Source organism: Kitasatospora sp. NPDC048239 (assembly GCF_043202015.1).
GTDB lineage: Bacteria > Actinomycetota > Actinomycetes > Streptomycetales > Streptomycetaceae > Kitasatospora.
Window position 1 is genome coordinate 532,681 of the sequence record NZ_JBICZP010000004.1, and the last position, 17,167, is coordinate 549,847.

General features: G+C 71.2%; 13 protein-coding genes and 1 pseudogene. 7 read left to right on the forward strand and 7 right to left on the reverse strand.

The window, feature by feature from the left end; translation table 11 throughout:
- The first annotated feature begins 14 nt into the window (after window positions 1–14).
- Window positions 15–1,031 (forward strand): transglycosylase SLT domain-containing protein, encoded by a 1,017-nt coding sequence (locus ACGFZP_RS14025; RefSeq protein ID WP_392931939.1) that lies wholly within the window; start codon window positions 15–17, stop codon window positions 1,029–1,031.
- Window positions 1,032–1,129: 98 nt separating this feature from the next.
- On the opposite strand, the gene ACGFZP_RS14030 is transcribed toward ACGFZP_RS14025, so the two are convergent.
- From ACGFZP_RS14030 to ACGFZP_RS14040, 3 genes are all read right to left on the reverse strand, one after another.
- Window positions 1,130–3,400, reverse strand: a complete 2,271-nt coding sequence (locus ACGFZP_RS14030; protein WP_392931941.1) for a hypothetical protein — start codon at window positions 3,398–3,400, stop codon at window positions 1,130–1,132.
- Between the two features lie 204 nt (window positions 3,401–3,604).
- Window positions 3,605–5,122 (reverse strand): lipase maturation factor family protein, encoded by a 1,518-nt coding sequence (locus ACGFZP_RS14035; protein ID WP_392932253.1) that lies wholly within the window; start codon window positions 5,120–5,122, stop codon window positions 3,605–3,607.
- Between the two features lie 235 nt (window positions 5,123–5,357).
- Window positions 5,358–6,419: a GAF domain-containing protein gene (locus tag ACGFZP_RS14040; RefSeq protein ID WP_392931942.1), complete on the reverse strand. Its 1,062-nt coding sequence runs from the start codon at window positions 6,417–6,419 to the stop codon at window positions 5,358–5,360.
- A 410-nt stretch (window positions 6,420–6,829) separates the two neighbouring features.
- On the opposite strand from ACGFZP_RS14040, the gene ACGFZP_RS14045 reads away from it, so the two are divergent.
- The 6 genes and pseudogenes from ACGFZP_RS14045 to ACGFZP_RS14070 form a co-directional block, all read left to right on the forward strand.
- Complete coding sequence (locus ACGFZP_RS14045; RefSeq protein WP_392931944.1) at window positions 6,830–8,110, forward strand: acyl-CoA dehydrogenase family protein; 1,281 nt, start codon at window positions 6,830–6,832, stop codon at window positions 8,108–8,110.
- 393 nt (window positions 8,111–8,503) lie between these two features.
- Entirely contained in the window at window positions 8,504–10,588 is a 2,085-nt protein-coding gene (locus tag ACGFZP_RS14050) for a sensor histidine kinase (protein WP_392931946.1), read from the forward strand.
- A complete protein-coding gene (locus ACGFZP_RS14055) occupies window positions 10,588–11,019 on the forward strand; it encodes a roadblock/LC7 domain-containing protein (protein WP_392931948.1) in 432 nt (143 codons plus the stop codon). Before ACGFZP_RS14050 ends, ACGFZP_RS14055 begins: the two co-directional genes overlap by 1 nt.
- Window positions 11,016–11,396, forward strand: coding sequence for a DUF742 domain-containing protein (locus ACGFZP_RS14060; RefSeq protein WP_392931950.1), 381 nt, complete (start codon window positions 11,016–11,018; stop codon window positions 11,394–11,396). The genes ACGFZP_RS14055 and ACGFZP_RS14060 overlap by 4 nt, the downstream gene beginning before the upstream one ends.
- 76 nt (window positions 11,397–11,472) lie before the next feature.
- Window positions 11,473–12,039 (forward strand): ATP/GTP-binding protein, encoded by a 567-nt coding sequence (locus ACGFZP_RS14065; RefSeq protein WP_392932255.1) that lies wholly within the window; start codon window positions 11,473–11,475, stop codon window positions 12,037–12,039.
- Between the two features lie 53 nt (window positions 12,040–12,092).
- Window positions 12,093–13,145 (forward strand): annotated as a pseudogene (locus tag ACGFZP_RS14070) (IS630 family transposase); the annotation flags it as partial.
- Between the two features lie 109 nt (window positions 13,146–13,254).
- On the opposite strand, the gene ACGFZP_RS14075 reads toward ACGFZP_RS14070, so the two are convergent.
- The 4 genes from ACGFZP_RS14075 to ACGFZP_RS14090 all read right to left on the reverse strand — a co-directional run bounded on the left by ACGFZP_RS14075 (window position 13,255) and on the right by ACGFZP_RS14090 (window position 17,075).
- Window positions 13,255–14,532: a hypothetical protein gene (locus tag ACGFZP_RS14075; protein WP_392931951.1), complete on the reverse strand. Its 1,278-nt coding sequence runs from the start codon at window positions 14,530–14,532 to the stop codon at window positions 13,255–13,257.
- Window positions 14,533–14,681: 149 nt separating this feature from the next.
- Window positions 14,682–14,915 (reverse strand): transposase, encoded by a 234-nt coding sequence (locus ACGFZP_RS14080; protein WP_392931953.1) that lies wholly within the window; start codon window positions 14,913–14,915, stop codon window positions 14,682–14,684.
- Window positions 14,916–15,404: 489 nt separating this feature from the next.
- Window positions 15,405–16,064, reverse strand: a complete 660-nt coding sequence (locus tag ACGFZP_RS14085; RefSeq protein ID WP_392931954.1) for a DUF1062 domain-containing protein — start codon at window positions 16,062–16,064, stop codon at window positions 15,405–15,407.
- Between the two features lie 513 nt (window positions 16,065–16,577).
- The gene (locus tag ACGFZP_RS14090; RefSeq protein WP_392931956.1) at window positions 16,578–17,075 is read right to left on the reverse strand and encodes a MarR family winged helix-turn-helix transcriptional regulator; all 498 of its coding nucleotides are present in this window, start codon (window positions 17,073–17,075) and stop codon (window positions 16,578–16,580) included.
- Window positions 17,076–17,167 lie beyond the last annotated feature (92 nt).

Genomic DNA, 17,167 nt, shown 5'->3' on the forward strand with positions numbered 1-17,167 from the left:
GAACAATGGTGGCGGTGACCGCGCTGGCCGTCTCGACGGCGCTGCTCACCGGGTGCGGCAGCAAGCCGGCCGACGCCACGGCGGGCGCGGGCCCGACCACACCGGCCGCCACCGGCCCGGATGCCTCGCCGTCCCCGACGCCCTCCGCGACGCCGTCCGCCTCCCCGTCGCCGACGGCGAGCGCGAGTCCGAGCGCGAGCGCATCGCCGAGTGCCACGGCCGGCAAGTCCGCGAAGCCGAGCCCCACCGCGACCCCGAGCGCTGCCAGGTCGACCGGCGCGAAGCCCGCCGAGCCGGCCCAGAAGGCGTCCTCCCCCGCGGCAGCGCCCGCCCCCGTGCCCGCGCCCGTACCCGCTGCGGCGGCGCCGCCCGCGCCGACCCAGAAGCCCGGGCCGGTCGCACCGCCGCCGCCACCCGCGCCGCCGACCCCGCACGTCCCGCCACTGCAGAGCAGCTGCAAGCCCAGCTACCCGCAGCCCAACGAGCCGAAGGAGGCCGTGGGTACCGCGCTCACGACCGCCGCCGGCCAGCCCCGCACGCTGAACCTCAGCAACGGCGGCACCGACAGGCTCCCGGCACTGCCCGTCAACCTGGTCAAGGCGATCGCCTGGCAGGAGAGCGGCTGGCAGTCCGGCATCCTCGCCTGCGACGGCGGCATCGGCACGATGCAGATCATGCCCGCGACGGTGAGCTGGATGAACGGCAAGTTCGCCACCACCTCCGACCCCAACACCCTGGCCGGCAACGTCCAGCTCGGCGCCCAGCTGCTCGACTGGCTGGTCGCCTACTACGGCGACTCCTCCTTCGGCGGGAAGTACGACCTCTCGCCCGACCCGGCCACCGGCAAGACGCCGCTGCTCGACCTGGTCATCGCCGCGTACAACGCGGGCGCGGGCAAGGTGCACTACAACACCGTCACGGACCCGGTCACCGGCGCCGTCAGCGGAAGCCCGGAGATCCCCAACCCGTCCTACGTGGCCAACGTCAAGTCGCTGATGTCGAGCGCCCCCTGGACCAAGGCCACCGGCTGACCGGTCGGCCGGACACGGCAGCGGGCCCGGCGGATGCGAGTGCATCCACCGGGCCCGCGGTGTTCCGTTCGGCCCTGCGGCCGGTCAGCTCCGGGCGGTCAGCTCCGGGCGTCGGCGACGGCCGTGCCCAGCGCCTCCTTGATGCGCGGGCCGAGGCGGGCGAAGCCCAGCTCCTTCATCGCCGCGCGCAGCAGCTCCTCCTCGCTGCGGTCGACACCGTCACCGTCCACCCAGCGGACGACGGCGAGCAGTTCCTCGGCCGAGTAGGCGGTCACCGGGCGGCCGGGCGTGAAGTCCGGCTTCTCCGGGCGCCCGGCGGCAGCGGGCTCGGGCTCGACGGCAACGGGCTCGGCGGCCTCGACCACCGGCTCGGGCTCGGCCTCCGGCTCGACGGCAGCGGCCTCGACCACCGGCTCCGGCTCGGCCACCGCCTCGGGCGCGAGCTCGGCCTCCGGCTCGGACACCTCGGCCACCGGCGCCTCGACCTCGGCGACGGGCTCGACCTCGGCAGCCTCCGCCGGGACCTCCTCGACGACCGGCTCGACCTCGACAGCCGCGACCGGAGCGTCCTCGACCTCGACAGCCTCGACGGCGGCGTCCGCGACCGTCTCCTCCGGAGCAAGCGGCTCCTCGGTCACCGGGAGCTCGGCGACGGGCTCGACCTCGGCGACCTCGGCGGCCTCGGTCTCCAGAGCCTCGACCGGAGCCTCCTCGACGACGGGCGCCTCGACCGTGGCAACGGCCTCTGCCTCGGCGACGGGCTCGACCTCGGCCACCTCGACCTCGACGACCTCGGCCGGGACCTCCTCGGCCACAGTCTCGACCGGAGCCTCTTCGACGACGGCCGGCTCGACCTCGGCGACGGGCTCGACCTCGGCCACCTCGACCTCGACCTCGGTCGCACCGGCCTCAACCTCGGCCACCTCGGCCTCGGCTGCCGGCGCCTCGGGCTCGGTCTCCTCGACCGGGGCATCCACCTCGGCGGCCGGCTCGACAGCGTCCTCGACGACCTCGACCTCAGCCTCGGCCTCAACCTCGACAGCAACCTCTTCCGGCACCGACACGGCGACGACCGCAGCGGCCACCAGGTCGTCGGCGGCCGGGGACGGAGCCGGCAGCGTGACGACGATCGGCGCCTCGGCGACGGGCTCCTCGACCACCGGCTCGTCGACCGCCACATCGACCGCCACATCGACGGCGATCTCGACCTCGGCCTCGGCCTCGACGTCGACGGCGGTGACCGCGTCAGCCTCGGCGTCGGCAGCCTCGGCGACCTCGACGGTCTCGGTGCTCTCGGTCTCGGTGGCCGCCTCCTCCGTGACGTCCGCCTCTGTGACCGCCGCCTCCGGCGCGACGGTCTCGGTGACAGCGACGGTCTCGGCGGTCGCGGTCTCGGCCCCCGCGAGCCCGTCCCGCTGCCCGCCCGCGAGCGCCTGGCGGGCGCCGTACGCGGCCTCGGCGGCGCGGCGGTCGGCGCGGGACGCCGTCAGCTCGCCGAGCAGGTCGGTCAGCCCGGCCTCCTCCAGCGAGGTGCGCAGGGTGCGGATGGTCGGCAGCCGGTAGAGGGTGCCCTCGTCCGCGGCCAGCCGCTCCACCAGATCGATCAGCTCGCCGAACGGCAGCCCGTCCAGGTCGTGCTCGGGCAGCAGCCGGGCGAGGTCCCGCAGGCCGGTGTTGATCGCCTCGAACGCGGTCGCCGTGCGCTCCACCAGGGCGCCGTCGGCGGGCGCGACGGGCAGGGTGCCCTCGGGGGCGAGGACGGCCCAGGCGCGGCGCTCGATCTCGGCGGAGGAGAGCGCCTCGTGCAGATCCTCGGGCCGGACCTTGCGGCCGCCGACCACCAGCGCGGCGGCCTGCTTGCGCAGGGCCCGCACCCGCAGGAACGACAGCTTGACGCCGCGCTCACGACGCCAGCCGCGGTCCGCCGTGGCGGCGGCGAGGGCGTCGAGGTCGGCGTCGTACGCAGCACCGATCAGCGTCGCGGAGGTCCGGTGGACCCGCTGGAGCAGCTCGACCAGCAGCGCCGCCTTGGCGACGGTGCCGGGCTCCTCCAGCTTGGCGTCCGCGGCGAGGCTGGTGACGGCCTCCCAGGTCTGCTGGAGGTCGCGGCCGCGCAGTTCGGCCAGGACGGTGGAGGCGGCGCGGGCGTCCTCCGGGGTGGCGACGGTCTCGACGGCCGCGTACCAGGCGTGGGTCTCGGCGGTGAGGGTGAAGGCGCCGAGTTCGGCGTACCGGCCGAGGTCCTCGCGGAGGTCGGGTTCGGCCGTGGCCTCCTGGCCGCGGGCCTGCTCCGGGTTCGTGGCGTCCGCGGCGTCCGTGGCAGAGGCTGCGTCGGCGGCGTCGGCGTTGCGCGAGTGAAGCACTGTCATGTGAGGTCCGGTTCTGGGCGACGGCGGCGGGGCTGGCGGCGAGGGGGACGGCGGACCGGTTGTGCGCGGACCCCGGCGGGAGGGCTGGGCGCGCGCGGTCGGCCTACCGGTTGTGGAGGCCAAGAATACGGGTGCCCGTTCGAGCCTTGCACGCACCCACCGCCTGACGGACCGGTGTGGCGTGCCATACCGCCCGCCTGGCCGCTACTCGGGAGGGCCGGGCGGGTGGCGCCGTTCACCCTTCGGACGGCTGATCGGCACCGTTCGGATCCGCCGCCCGAGTGGTGGTCGGTACCCGGATCGGGTGAGGGTGTCCAGGTTGACCGGCGCGAGGTACTCGTACAGCTCGGTCCGGTGCCACCACGCGCGGGTTTCGCGCAGTTCGCGCCAATCGGTGAACCGGTAGAGGTGGAGGGTCGCCCGGACGTGGGTCGGCGGGGAGCCGGGGAACGGGTTGTGGCGCAGCAGTCGGAGGGTGGCGGGGTCGTTGACCAGCAGGCGGGCGACGAACGGCAGGAACCAGGGCCGGGCATACGCGGGTGAGATGCCGGCGAACCACATCAGCCAGTCCAGCCGCAGGTGGTAGGGGGCGTACTGGCGCGGCAGACGGCGTACGTCGCCGGGTTTGCCCTTGAAGCCGTACTCCTTCCAGGCCGTGTGCGGGGTGAGGACCGCCTCCTCGGTGCCCTCGACCACGACCTCCTGGCGGATCCGGTTGACGCTGCCGAAGGCTCCGTAGGTGTTGACCAGGTGCAGGCGGTTGAAGGAGCGGTTCATGACCTGCCCGCGGGAGACCATGTTGCGCACCGGCCAGTAGCTGAGGACGGCGACGGCGGCGGTGAGGGCGATGACGACGACCAGGTACCAGACCGGGGTACCCGGGTAGGCGGGCGGCGCCGGGGCGCCCAGCCGCGCGGTGTCGACGGCGGAGATGGCGAGGGTGATGGTCAGCCAGTTGAGCCAGGCGAAGTTGCCGGAGGCGACCAGCCACAGCTGGGTGGCGATGACGATCCAGGCCGCGTAGCCGGCGACGGGTTGCGGAAGGAGGAGGCCGGCCGGGACGACGAGCTGGGTGAAGTGGTTGGCGGCGGCCTCCACCCGGTGCAGCGGGGCGGGCAGGTGGTGGAAGAACCAGCTCAGCGGGCCGGGCATCGGCTGGGTCTCGTGATGAAAGCGCAGGCAGGTCAGGTCGCGCCAGCAGCTGTCGCCGCGCAGTTTGATCAGGCCGGCTCCGAACTCGACGCGGAAGACCAGCCAGCGCAGCAGCCAGAGCACCAGGACGGGCGGGGCGGTGTCCTCGTTGCCCAGGAAGACGGCCAGGAAGCCCGCTTCCAGCAGCAGCGACTCCCATCCGAAGGAGTACCAGGTCTGGCCGACGTTGACGATCGACAGGTAGAGCACCCAGAGCACGGCCCAGAGCGGCATCGCCGCCCAGAGCGGGACGACGTCCCCCACGCCGCCCACCAGCGCGGCCGACAGCGCGGCGCCGGTCCAGCAGACGGCGGCGAAGAAGCGGTCGGAGTAGTGGAGGTGGAACAGGCCGGGTGCGTGGCGCCACTGGACCCTGGCGGTGAAGCGGGGTACCGGCAGCATGCCCTGGGCGCCGATCAGGGCCCGGAACTGGGCGGCGGCGGCGAGGAACCCGATCAGGTAGAGGGCGGCGAGCAGCCGTTGGACGAGCAGCCTGCTCAGCCAGTACTCGGGCGCCGCGAACCACTCCATGCGGCCCATGCCTACCACCGTGTGCGCCGCCCGGCGGCCCGGTCCGGCGGGCACCCGGGGCGGTTCACCCGTCCGGCACCCCTCGGGCACCGGTCTGTTGACGGTTCCCTCCGGTGCCGGTCCTGCCCGCTGCGGACAGCCGCGGCACCCCGCCCCCTGCGGACAGCACAGTGGCGGGGATCCTCTCCTCGGGGGTGAGAGGCTCCCCGCCACGGCGGAGGGTGCGGGCCGGGGCTCAACCCGGCAGGACGGGGCTGGTCTCGCCGGCGCCGAGGCGCTGGCGGCCGGGGGCGGCGCCGTTCTGCTGGAGGCGGTCGACCAGCAGCGCGGCGAGGGTGCCCAGCTCCTCCTCGGTGCGGGACTGGGCGGTGACGTCCATGCCGACGGTGACGACGCCGCTGACCTGGCCGGTGCGGGGAGCCCGCATCGGGCTGCAGGTGAAGCTGAAGACCTGCCGGCTCCGCTGGGCGTCGGGCCGGACGGACTGGATGCGCACCTCGTTGAGGACGGTGGTCCGCCCGGTGTGGAAGGCCTCGGCGACGGCCTGCTGGAGGCCGGCCGCCGCGAGCTGCGGGTAGGCCTGGCCGACCGAGCCGTACGCCGCCGGGACTCCGAAGACGTCCGCGTGCTGGGCGTTGGCGTAGCGGATCTCCTGGCCGGGGCCGTCGGTGAGGATGATCGGGAACGGCGAGCCGTCGAAGGCCGCGAACATCTCCTGCTGCTGCGCGAGCAGGTTGTCGCGCAGCCGGATCTCGGAGAGCAGGGCCTCGGCGAGGTGCTGGATGTCGCGCAGCCGCTCGCGGCCCCACTGCCGGGGTTCGCGGTCGAGGACGCAGACGGTGCCGATGACGGTGCTGGTGTCGTCGACCAGCGGGGCCCCGAGGTAGGAGCGCACGCCCAGTTCGTCGACGACCGGGTTCCCGGCGAACCGCGGGTAGGCGAGGATGTCGTCGAGGGCGAGCGGGGAGCGCTGGGCGACGACGTGCGGGCAGAAGCCGTGGCTCAGCGGCATTTCCCGGGTCGGGAGATCGAAGGCGATGCCGCGGTCGGCCCAGGAGGAACTACCGTCGGCCGCGGAATCGGACGAGGTTGGCGGAATGTAGAGCCCCCGGAACATCTGGCGCTCGTCGTTGATGAAGTTGACCATCGCGATGGGGGCGCGGGTGATGCTGGCGGCGAGGTGAGCGAAGCGGTCGAAGGCCTCGTCCGCGGTCGGTTCGTTGAGACCCAGGCTGCGCAACCTGCGGGTCCGCTCGGACTCACCGGCGGCACCCGGGAACTGGCCTTGAGTGCTCATCACATCAGTCATGGCGCACATGTAATCAGACATCCGAGGCGGTTGGCGCTTCCGACCATGCTGAGATCTCTTGCTGATGAACAGCCAAAGTCGCACGTGAACGACCACCCGAACGGCCGGTGAAGCAAGGGAAGATCGTTTCCCATCGGCCGGGGGTTTCAATCCTCCCCCGTTCCGGATCGGCCTGTTCGCGCCATTCCAAGATCCACTCTGGAGGGATACAAGCCCTCATACGACAATGAGCCCTGCCGAACTGACGGGTGGTTACCGGGGAAAACCGCCTGCCCTGCCACAGGTGAAGCCTGCCGCCGGGCAACTGACCGCTAATCAGGCCCCACCCTCTCGGGCGGTCGGCTCGGGATCGGCTGCACGGACGGAGGCACGACCACACCCACCGAGAGGATCCAGGCATGGCGATGGACTACTTCACCGACGAGCGACACGAAAGCCTTCGCGCGGAGGTCCGTGAGTTCGCGGAGAAGGAGGTGCGTCCGCACGTGGCCAGAATGGAGACCGACCGTCAGGTCGAGTTCGAACTCTCCCGGGCGATCGCCCGCCGCGGCTGGATCGGCGTCACCATTCCACGGGAGTACGGCGGGCTGGGCCTCGGCCACCTCGCCAAAACCGTCATCGTCGAGGAACTGTCCCGGGTCAGTGGCGCGATGGGCGCGGTGGCGCAGGCCTCGCAGCTCGGCGTCGCCAAGGTCCTCCACTTCGGCTCGGCCGCCCAGCGCCACAAGTGGCTCCCCCGGTTCGCCTCCGGCGAGTCGCTGCCGACCATCGCCGTCACCGAGCCCGAGTCCGGCGGCCATGTGCTCGGCATGGCCGGCACCGCACGGCGGGAGGGCGACGAGTACGTGCTCGACGGCCGCAAGTGGTTCGTCGGCAACTCCCACATCGGCGACGTGCACGGGGTGGTGTTCCGCACCGGCCCCGGCAGCAGGGGCCTCTCGGCGTTCCTGGTGGAGAGCGACCGCCCGGGTTTCCGCACCGGCACCCTCGGCTCGCAGAGCGGCCTGCACGGATTCAGCTTCGGTGAGATCGTCTTCGAGAACTGCCGGATCCCCGCCGCCAACCGGCTGGGCCGGGAGAGCCAGGGCCTGGACGTCGCCTACTCCTCCTCCACCCTGTACGGACGGCTGAACCTGGCCGCGGTCGCCCTCGGCATCCACGTCGCGATCGTCGAGGACACCGTGCGCTTCGCCGAGTCCCGCATGCTCTACGGGAAGCCGCTGTCCCACCTGTCCAACATCGCGCTGAAGCTCGGCGAGATGCAGTCCCGGCTGATGACCGCGAAGCTCGCCGCGTACCACGCCTCGCACCTGCTGGACCACGGCAAGGCCTGCGACGCCGAGTTGATGAACGCCAAGCTGATCAACACCGAGTACACCCTGGACTCCGCCCGCAACGCGATGGAGATCCATGCCGCCCGGGGCCTGCAGGCCGAGTTCCACATCGAGCGCTACCTGCGCGATGCCACCCACCTCTACCCGCCGGCCGGCACCTCGGACGTCCAGCGGCTGCGACTGGGCCAGGTGGCGGCGGGCACCTACGGCAAGCAGTGGTCGGTGGAGCTGTCCGGCCTGGCCGGGTGGGCCTGGTCCGAACTGGCCCAGCGCGAGGCCCAGGCGGAGGCCGACGCCGAGCGCTCGATGCGGGCGACGCTGCTGAGCATCCCCCTGGCGGGCTGAACACCCGTCGACCAGCAGCTCGGCGACCGACCCCTTCAGCGCACGGATCTTGACCTGTCCCTGACGGCTTTCCGGAGACCGGCCGGCGCCCCCGGAAAGCCGTCAGCGCCCCCCGGAAGGCCGCGCCGACCTGGGACGATCCCGCAGACGGGGGTGCGCCACGGGGGCGATCTCCGAGTCACCAACCGCTTACTTATCGTCAGTTGATGTTGCGATAGGGCCACCTTGGGCTGGTAGCGTGCACGCAGTCGGCGGCCGCGCTGCACCCCCGCGCGGGCACTGACACCGCGTCAACTCGCCGGGCATCCCCGGCACCACCGGCCGTGGCGGCCCTGAGCCTCGGCCGGACGCGCACGGGCGACCCCGCCGTTCGGCTCTGCAACAAGGAATCAGATGCCAGGCATATCGGCCCCCCGCACGGGCCACCGCGCCGGCCGGTCCGGCTCCCTCCGCAGCTCGCTCCTCGCCCTCGTGCTGGCTCCCTGCCTGGGCCTGGCCGCCGCCTGGGGCTACGCCGCCTACCTGCTGCGCGGCTCCGGACACCGCGACACCGTGCTGGCCGTCAGCGCCGCCGTCGCGGTGGTGCTGCTCTGGAGCCTGGCAAGCGGAGTGCGGACCGCCCGGACGCTGCCGGCCCGACTGGCCGCCCTGCGCTCCGACACCCTCGCGCTCGCCCGGCACGAGATCCCCGAGGTGGTCGGCCGGCTGCGGTCCGGCGAGACCCTCGCCGCGCCGCCCGCGTGGGCTCCCGCGCGGCGGGCCGGCGACGAGCTGCAGCAGACCGCCGACGGGCTGGCCGCCGTCCGCCAGGCCGCCGTCGCCGCCATCGTGCACCAGGCGCAGGGACGCGAGGGAACGAAGAAGGTCTTCCTCAACATCGCCCGCCGCACCCAGATCCTGATCCACCGTCAGATCAGCATGCTGGACGCCCTGGAGCGCGAACACGAGGACCCCGAGCTGCTGCGCGAGCTGTTCGCCGTCGACCACCTGGCCACCCGGATGCGGCGCAACGCCGAGAACCTGGTCATCCTCGGCGGCGCGCTGCCCGCCCGGCGCTGGCGCAACGCCGTGCCCGTGGTCAACGTGCTGCGCAGCGCCGTGTCCGAGACCGAGAACTACTCCCGGGTGGTCGTCCAGGGCGTGCCGCGCGTCTCGCTCAGCGGGCAGGCCGTCGCCGACGTGATCCACCTGGTCGCCGAGCTGATCGAGAACGGCACCACCTTCTCCCCGCCCTACACCCAGGTGCAGGTCTCCGCGCAGGAGGTCCCCAAGGGCCTGGCCGTCGAGGTGGAGGACCGCGGCCTCGGCATGACCGAGGAGGAGTACGAGCGCCTCAACGACTACCTGGCCAACCCGCCGGAGCTGGACGTCTCCGTGCTCGGCGACGACCTGCGGCTCGGCCTGTTCGTGGTGGCGCGGCTCGCCGCCCGGCACGCCATCCAGGTCTCCCTGCGGCCCTCCCCGTACGGCGGCGCCCGGGCCGTGGTGCTCGTGCCGGCCGTGCTGCTGGAGCAGGCGGAGCAGGCCTCCTCGGTGCACGGGCTGCCGTCCGGCGCCCGGGTCACCCGCACACCGGTGCCGCAGCCGGAGCCGGTCGTGGACGGCGGGAACGGCGGGAACGGCGGGAACAGTGGGGCTGGCGGGTTCGGCGAGCTCGGCGGGCTCGGCGGGGTTTACGGGATCGGCGAGACCGGCAGGATCGGCGAGGAGCTGTCGGGCGCCCTGGCCGGGATGCTCGGCGGGCCGATCGACGGCGGTCCGGCGGGCGGCGGTCCGATCGACAGCCGTTCGGCGGGCGGCGGGGCGCCGGGGGCGGACGGCGGCGGTGCGCTCATCGGTGAGCTGCTCGCCACCCGCCCGCCCGGCGCGGCACCCGCCCACGACGGTTTGCCCGTGGGTTCACCGATCCCCGGGATTCCCGGCGCCGTGGTCGTCCCCAGGCCCGCACCACGCCTGCCGTACGACACCCCGAACGGGGGAGCGCACACCCCGGGCGGCCTGAGCCCCGGTCTGAACCCCGGTCCGAACTCCGGTCTGTACGACGGCTCGGGTGGCAACCCCGGGGCCGGTCCGGCGGCGCAGCGAACGGCCGATCCCGGGGCGCCCACGCACGAACGCGCCCAGGGGGACCAGGCGGAGCACGGCCCGGACGGCGAGCTGCGCACCCCGCGCGTCCTGCCCCGGCGGGTCCGCAACGCCAGCCTCGCCGAGCAGCTGCGGGAGGCCGCACCCGGCTCCGCGCCGCCTCCCCCGGCCGCCTTCGCCCCGGCGCCGGCGCCGGCTCCGACCCCGGCTTCCACGGGCGGCCCGGCGAGTGGCCGGCCCACCGAGGAGGACCCCTCACCACAGCGCTCCCGCGCCACCATGGCCGCCATCCAGCACGGCACCCGAACCGCCCGCGCGGCGTACCAGGACTCGGACGCACCGGTCTACTCCCCTGTCCCGGCCGCACCTTCCGCAGCTAAGGAACAGCAGTGATGACGCAGCACACCGACACCCGGCGCGACCTCAACTGGCTGCTGGACCAGCTGGTGGCGCGAGTCCCGGAGACCCGCCACGCCGTCGTCCTCTCCGAGGACGGCCTGCTGGTCGGCCTCTCCCAGGGCCTGGACCGCGCCGACGCCGAACACCTCTCGGCCGTCGCCTCCGGACTGCAGAGCCTCGCCCGCGGCGCCGGCCACCGCTTCGACGGTGGTCGGGTCCGGCAGACGGTGATCGAGATGGACCGGCTGTTCCTGTTCGTCACCACCGCCGGACAGGGCGCCCGGCTCGCCGTGCTGACCAGCGAGCTGGTCGACGCCGGGCTGATGGCCTACGAGATCAACATGCTGGTCAAGCAGGTCGGCCAGTACCTCACCGCGGCGCCGCGCAGCGATGCCGACCAGGCCGGCGCGGGTGGCGGTGCGTGACCACCGACCTCGAGGAGGCCTGGTTCTTCGACAAGGAGGCGGGCCATCTGGTCCGCCCCTACACCATCACCAACGGGCGCACCGGCCCGGTCCGTGACGGCTTCGCGCTGATCACCCTGGTGGCCACCGCCGACCCGTGCACGGACACCACCCGGCTGCCCCCCGAGCCGGCCGCGATCCTCCACCTGTGCCGCGAACACCCGCTGGCCGTGGCCGAGATCGCGGCGATCCTCGACCTGCCGGTGAGCGTGGTCAAGGTGCTGCTGGACGACCTGGCGCAGGCGCGGCTGATCCTCACCCGGGCGCCCGTCCAGCTCACCGAGGCACCCGACATCTCGCTGATCCAGGCCGTGATCGAGGGCGTCCGCCGGCTGTGACCGGCCCCGCGCCCGGACCTCCACCCCGCCCTCGCGACAACTCTTCCAGTTCCCCTCCAGGAGACCCGAATTGACGATGCAGAGCCTGGTGCCGGGCGCGGTCAAGATTCTCGTGGCCGGCGGCTTCGGCGTCGGCAAGACCACCATGGTCGGCTCGGTCAGCGAGATCGAACCGCTGCAGACCGAGGAGCGGATGACCCGCGCCAGCATCGGGGTCGACAGCCTCGACGGCGTCCAGGGGAAGGACACCACCACGGTCGCGATGGACTTCGGTCGGATCACCATCCGTGAGGACCTGGTGCTCTACCTGTTCGGCACCCCGGGCCAGTTCCGCTTCTGGTTCATGTGGGACGACCTCGCGCTCGGCGCACTCGGCGCGATCGTGCTGGCCGACACCCGGCGGCTGGAGTCCAGCTTCGCCGCCGTGGACTTCTTCGAACAGCGCGGCATCCCGTTCGCGATCGGGGTCAACTGCTTCCACGGCCGCCGCGAGTCCACCCCCGAGGACGTCCGACGCGCCCTCGACCTCGACGCCGCAGTGCCGGTGCTGCTCTGCGACGTCCGGGAGCGCGGCTCCAGCAAGGAGCTACTGCTCGCCCTACTCCACCGCGTCCACTCGAACGCCCTCGCCGCACGCCGCTAGTGTCCTGAGCCTGAAGTTCGATGCATATATGTAGTCTTGCTGGCGTGGCGCGTATGGGGCGGCCGATGGCCAAGCTGACGTTGACCGACGACGAGCGCGAGACGCTGGTGCGCTGGTCTCGACGGGCGACGTCCGCGCAGGCGCTGTCCCAGCGGTGCAGGATCGTGCTGGGCTGTGCGGAGGGGAAGTCGAATCAGCAGGTGGCTACCGAACTCGGCATCTGGCCACAGACGGTGGGCAAGTGGCGTCGGCGCTTCCTGGAGTCCCGCCTGGGCGGCCTGTCCGACGAGCCACGCCCGGGAGCCCCTCGGAAGATCTCCGACGAGCAGGTCGAAGCGATCGTCGTCGCCACCCTGGAGCGCACCCCGAAGGACGCCACACACTGGTCGCGGGCATCCATGGCGGCCGAAAGCGGGCTGAGCAGGTCTACTGTGGGACGGGTCTGGCGAACGTTCGGCCTCAAGCCGCACCAAGTGGACACCTTCAAGCTGTCCAACGACCCCCAGTTCATCGACAAGGTCCGCGACATCGTGGGCCTCTACCTCGACCCGCCGGAGAAGGCGTTGGTTCTCTGCGTGGACGAGAAATCCCATATTCAAGCGCTGGACCGGTCGGCGCCGGTGCTGCCGATGATGCCGGGCATGCCCGAGCGCCGCACCCACGACTAGGTCCGCCACGGCATCACCACCCTGTTCGCCGCTCTCGATGCGGCCACCGGCGAGGTGATCAGCTCCATCCACCGCCGCCACCGGGCCGCGGAGTTCAAGAAGTTCCTCGCCAAGCTGGACAAAGAGGTCCCCGCCCAGCTCGATGTTCACCTGATCTGCGACAACTACGGAACCCACAAGGCGCCGGCGGTCCGCAAGTGGCTGGAGGCCCACCCCCGCTTCCACATGCACTTCACCCCGACGTACTCGTCCTGGCTCAACCAGGTCGAGCGATGGTTCGGGCTGCTGACAGACAAGCGGATACGGCGAGGAGTCCACAAGAACCTCCAGGCCCTGGAGCGGGACATCCGAGCTTGGATCGCGCAGTGGAATGAGGACCCGAAGCCCTTCGTCTGGACGAAGGACGCGGACGAGATCCTGCAGCGACTCGCTTCATATCTTGATCGAATTCCCGGCGCAGAGCAACTAGGGATTCACGACGTCAGGTCTCGTTGCCCAAAAAATCGCCCGGACAAGCCCCGACCGGGACTACTGCCGCGTGCGAAGTTCAGGTTGCCCCCCGTCCCGTCTCCCATACCGTTCTGAGCTGCGGCACCAACTGCGCTCCCAGGTCATGCTCCGCTATCGCCGACCGGGCCAGCAACTTGCGCGCGCTGCGATACGGCAACTGGTCGATGACCCACCCCCACAGCCGGCCGTTCACCCCCTTGAGCACCTCCTTACCAACGAGCCCAACAAGCCCGCCAGCAACGGCGCCCAGTGCACCCGAAGTAAGGCCTCCCACCACCGCTCCGCCCACGGCCTGCGGCAACACCTCGACCGCAATTTGCCGCAGGAGATGCATCTCCTCACGAGTCGAGTCCAACGACTTCGCCACTGCGTCCGCCGCGGCGCTCAGCTCCTTGCGTGCCTCGGCAGAATTCTCCGCCTCCTCGGAAGCCGCCGCCTCCTCCCGGAGGAGGCGGTAGTTCTGGATCGCCTTCTTGTCTCGCAGTTCCTTGGCGCGATCAAGCAGGACGTCCGGGCCTTCGTTAAACCGCCTCATATCCTTCAGCAGGAAGGGCAGGAACGACGGAGTCCAGGGCAACTCCCTGTCGCGCCACCCTTCCCCTGCTTCGCGGAATCGCCGGCTCAACTCGTTATAGATAGCAGCCTCCGCGGATGGCCTCGCATCCTCGACTCCGAGACCGACGGCGGTCAGCATCCTGCTGCGTTTCGGGGCGAGGACCTGAGGTGCCCCGGTCAGCTGAGCGTAGCCTGCGAAGACCAGCTGACCGAGCAGGAACCGCGCGATCTTGGCCTGGTCGGCGTTGTAGGCGAGCTGCGGTTGCAGCTCTTCCAGCCCCTCCAGGCTGGGCTCCCACTGGTAGTGGACCGCCGCAAGCGTGGAGAGGATCTCTTGGCCGACCGACTCGTGCACCAGGGGCCCCGTAGCGAGCCGGCTGCTGAGCTGATGGATGGCAGCTTTCTTCACCTCCCGGTACATGCCGAACTCGACATCCACATGTATCAGGGTCTTGTCGCCATGCGTGTTGAGGAGGTCCCCCAGGGAGTCGCGGTGGTCGTGCCATGCGTCGAACGTTGAATAGTAGTTGAAGGCTGGCACTTGTTTGTGCATCACGACCAGGTCGAAGAAACTCACCAGAGCGCCGACGTCGGTCTCAATCGCCCCCCAGCGCTCAGCCGCCTCGGAGTCGTCATTCGGTTTGCCTGCGAGGAAGAACTGTCCGAGACGGAAGACGAGCGGATCAATCACGATCCCCAGATCTTGCCGCACGAGCTCGTCCCACGTATCGATCCCCGAGATCTGCATGTCATAGGCCATGCCGCTCGCCTCGTTAACACGCTGCGGATCAAAAAACACGGCTGTAGCAGTCAGTCTGTCGGCAATCCTTTCTGCCGCTCACCCAACCAGTCTAGGAACTGCCGATCCCGTGCGCGATTCCTTCGGACAGCGCAGCGTACCCTCACCGTTCACACATCCGGCTCGGACAGGCCGTCCGGGCGGGACTCCAGGAAGGGCCGACGCCACTTGCCCACCGTCTGTGGCCAGATGCCGAGTTCGGTAGCCACCTGCTGATTCGACTTCCCCTCCGCACAGCCCAGCACGATCCTGCACCGCTGGGACAGCGCCTGCGCGGACGTCGCCCGTCGAGACCAGCGCACCAGCGTCTCGCGCTCGTCGTCGGTCAACGTCAGCTCGGCCATCGGCCGCCCCATACGCGCCACGCCAGCAAGACTACATATATGCATCGAACTTCAGGCTCAGGACACTAGATGATCGATTCCAGGAGGTTCAGCGGTCACAGGCGGTCGGCCCGGATACTGCGCGGCAATGCGGTGGAGCGATGCCTTGGGTTACTGGAACCACCACCTCCAACACCACCTGCTCGTACTCGACGCCATGCCGGACGGTTGCCGTACCTGCCGATGCGGCGAGGGACCGCTGGTGCGCAGGCCGGCCCAACAAGCCCGGTTGGTGACCGGTGTGAACAGCTGCGGCGTGATGATCCGTCTGGCTCGTGGACGTGGACGCAGTGCAAGCTCGTGGACGCAGTGCAGGTCTGAGCAGGGTGAATTCGCCGAGACCACCGCCGACGCGCCTGAGCCACCGGTATCCGGGTGCGTCCGAGCCCTTCCGGACGCACCCGGATCCACAAGGCGCAGTCGGCTGATCGCAGCTGCGATCAGCCGCGATCAGCGCTCGGCCGCCAGCGCCAGCATGTCCTGGCGTACCTGCTGGGCGACCGGGCGCGGGGCTTCCACCAGGCGGCCGAGGCCGGCCGGAGCAGCCCCGGCAACGGTGAACTCGAAGTCCTGGTGCACCTTGCCGTCCACGGGCACCGGCAGCTGCACGCGTCCGGCCGCGACCAGGCGGCGTATCCCGGGGCGGCTGAGCCCGAGGCCGAGCATCAGCAGCCGCTCCAGCCGGACCAGTGCGGGCAGTTCGAAGGCCACCCGGACCGTGAGCGGGCCCGGCCCGTCGAGCGCCGGGTTGGGCGTGTCGGTCTCCAGCGCCCAGGTACCGGCCCAGTCCAGGCGGTAGCCGTTCTTGGTGGCGAGCGACGCGCTCATCGCCAACTCACAGACCATCGCCGGCGAGTTGGCCTCATACGCCTCCCGCCGGGCGGGCTTGAGCGCCGAGACGTGCACGCGCTCGTGGACCGGCGCCTTCGAGGTCCGGGCACAGCCGTCGCAGCTCAGCAGCAGCCAGACGTCGAGCAGCTTGCCGTTCGCGTTGACCCGGATCTTGCCGGAGGGGTGGTGCCGCGTGCTGGAGCAGTCAGGGCAGCGGCGGACGATGGTGGGCAGGCCGGACTGGCGCACGACCCACTGGGCCTTGCGGTCAATATGCATGATGATGGGTTGCTTTCATGGCTGAGCGGGAGCTCTCGCAGCCCAGGGCTACGGCTCCCAGCATCTGGAAAATGCACACGCGGGCGCGATCGACCGCTACGGCAGCCGGGTACTCAGGCTCCGAGGTCGTGCGCGCGACAGGTTCAGTTGTCAGTACGTGGCATCTCACAGGTCCATGCGGGCAATAGTGATCCAGCCCGCTGCCTGCGGCAACCTGTTTTCCTACCGGGCTAGACGATCCGGTGATTGTTCGGCTTGGCCGGAAACCTGACCAGGACTTCGAGCGCGACCCGGAGCCCGTCCGCAGCCGCCCTGGAATGCCGGAGTCGTCTCCAGGCCCAGGATCGGAGAGGTTCGCGTACCCGTCACGGCACTTGGCCCCCTCGTTGTCCCCGGCTCGGCCGGGCCGACCGGCGCAGCGCGACCGTAACACCATCAGAAGGTCGCTTCACGACTCGGCTAGGCAAGTCCGGATGAACCGGGGAAGCCGTGGTCTCTGACCTCTGGGACCCGTCAGGCGGTGGTCGTTGTGGTCACCGTTGCGGGCTCGGTAGTTGCGGGGGTGGTGGTCGGCTTGAGCTCGTCGAGGGCCCGGACCAGTGGTGCCAGCTCCGGGAGCTCGGTGGCCTTCGCGAGGGTGGCCTCCAGGGTGGCGTCGTGCACCGGGCGGGCGGCCGTGAGCAGCTCGCGTCCCTGTGGGGTCAGCTCGGTGTAGATGCCGCGCCGGTCGTCCGCGCACAGGTAGCGGCTGAGCAGCCCCCGGTCCTCCAGCCTGGTCACCAGGCGGGTGGTGGCACTGCTGCTCAGCGCGGCCGCGCGGGCGAGCTGCTGCATCCGCATGTGCCAGCCGTCCTGCCGGGACAGCGCGTCCAGCACGGTGTACTCGACCACCGAGAGCCGGAGCTCGGCCTGGAGCGCCTTCTCCAGCGCGGCGTCGATGAGGCCGTGCAGGGCGGCGAGCGTGCGCCATCCGCAGGCGCGGACCTCGGCGGCCTCGTCGTGGATGCCCATGGCCGGCCCCTCCGTTCCCGTGTTCCCCGTTGTTGCCTGCTGTTCCCCGGGGCTTTCGACTTCCCCGTTCACTCAAGTATGCCAGTCGGCGC

Coding starts and splice junctions, on each gene's coding strand:
- ACGFZP_RS14030 (WP_392931941.1), bottom strand. CDS start 3,400: ATGACAGTGCTTCACTCGCGCAACGCCGACGCCGCCGACGCAGCCTCT.
- ACGFZP_RS14035 (WP_392932253.1), bottom strand. CDS start 5,122: ATGGAGTGGTTCGCGGCGCCCGAGTACTGGCTGAGCAGGCTGCTCGTC.
- ACGFZP_RS14080 (WP_392931953.1), bottom strand. CDS start 14,915: ATGGCCGAGCTGACGTTGACCGACGACGAGCGCGAGACGCTGGTGCGC.
- ACGFZP_RS14065 (WP_392932255.1), top strand. CDS start 11,473: ATGCAGAGCCTGGTGCCGGGCGCGGTCAAGATTCTCGTGGCCGGCGGC.
- ACGFZP_RS14090 (WP_392931956.1), bottom strand. CDS start 17,075: ATGGGCATCCACGACGAGGCCGCCGAGGTCCGCGCCTGCGGATGGCGC.
- ACGFZP_RS14040 (WP_392931942.1), bottom strand. CDS start 6,419: ATGAGCACTCAAGGCCAGTTCCCGGGTGCCGCCGGTGAGTCCGAGCGG.
- ACGFZP_RS14085 (WP_392931954.1), bottom strand. CDS start 16,064: ATGCATATTGACCGCAAGGCCCAGTGGGTCGTGCGCCAGTCCGGCCTG.
- ACGFZP_RS14045 (WP_392931944.1), top strand. CDS start 6,830: ATGGCGATGGACTACTTCACCGACGAGCGACACGAAAGCCTTCGCGCG.
- ACGFZP_RS14055 (WP_392931948.1), top strand. CDS start 10,588: ATGACGCAGCACACCGACACCCGGCGCGACCTCAACTGGCTGCTGGAC.
- ACGFZP_RS14075 (WP_392931951.1), bottom strand. CDS start 14,532: ATGGCCTATGACATGCAGATCTCGGGGATCGATACGTGGGACGAGCTC.
- ACGFZP_RS14050 (WP_392931946.1), top strand. CDS start 8,504: ATGCCAGGCATATCGGCCCCCCGCACGGGCCACCGCGCCGGCCGGTCC.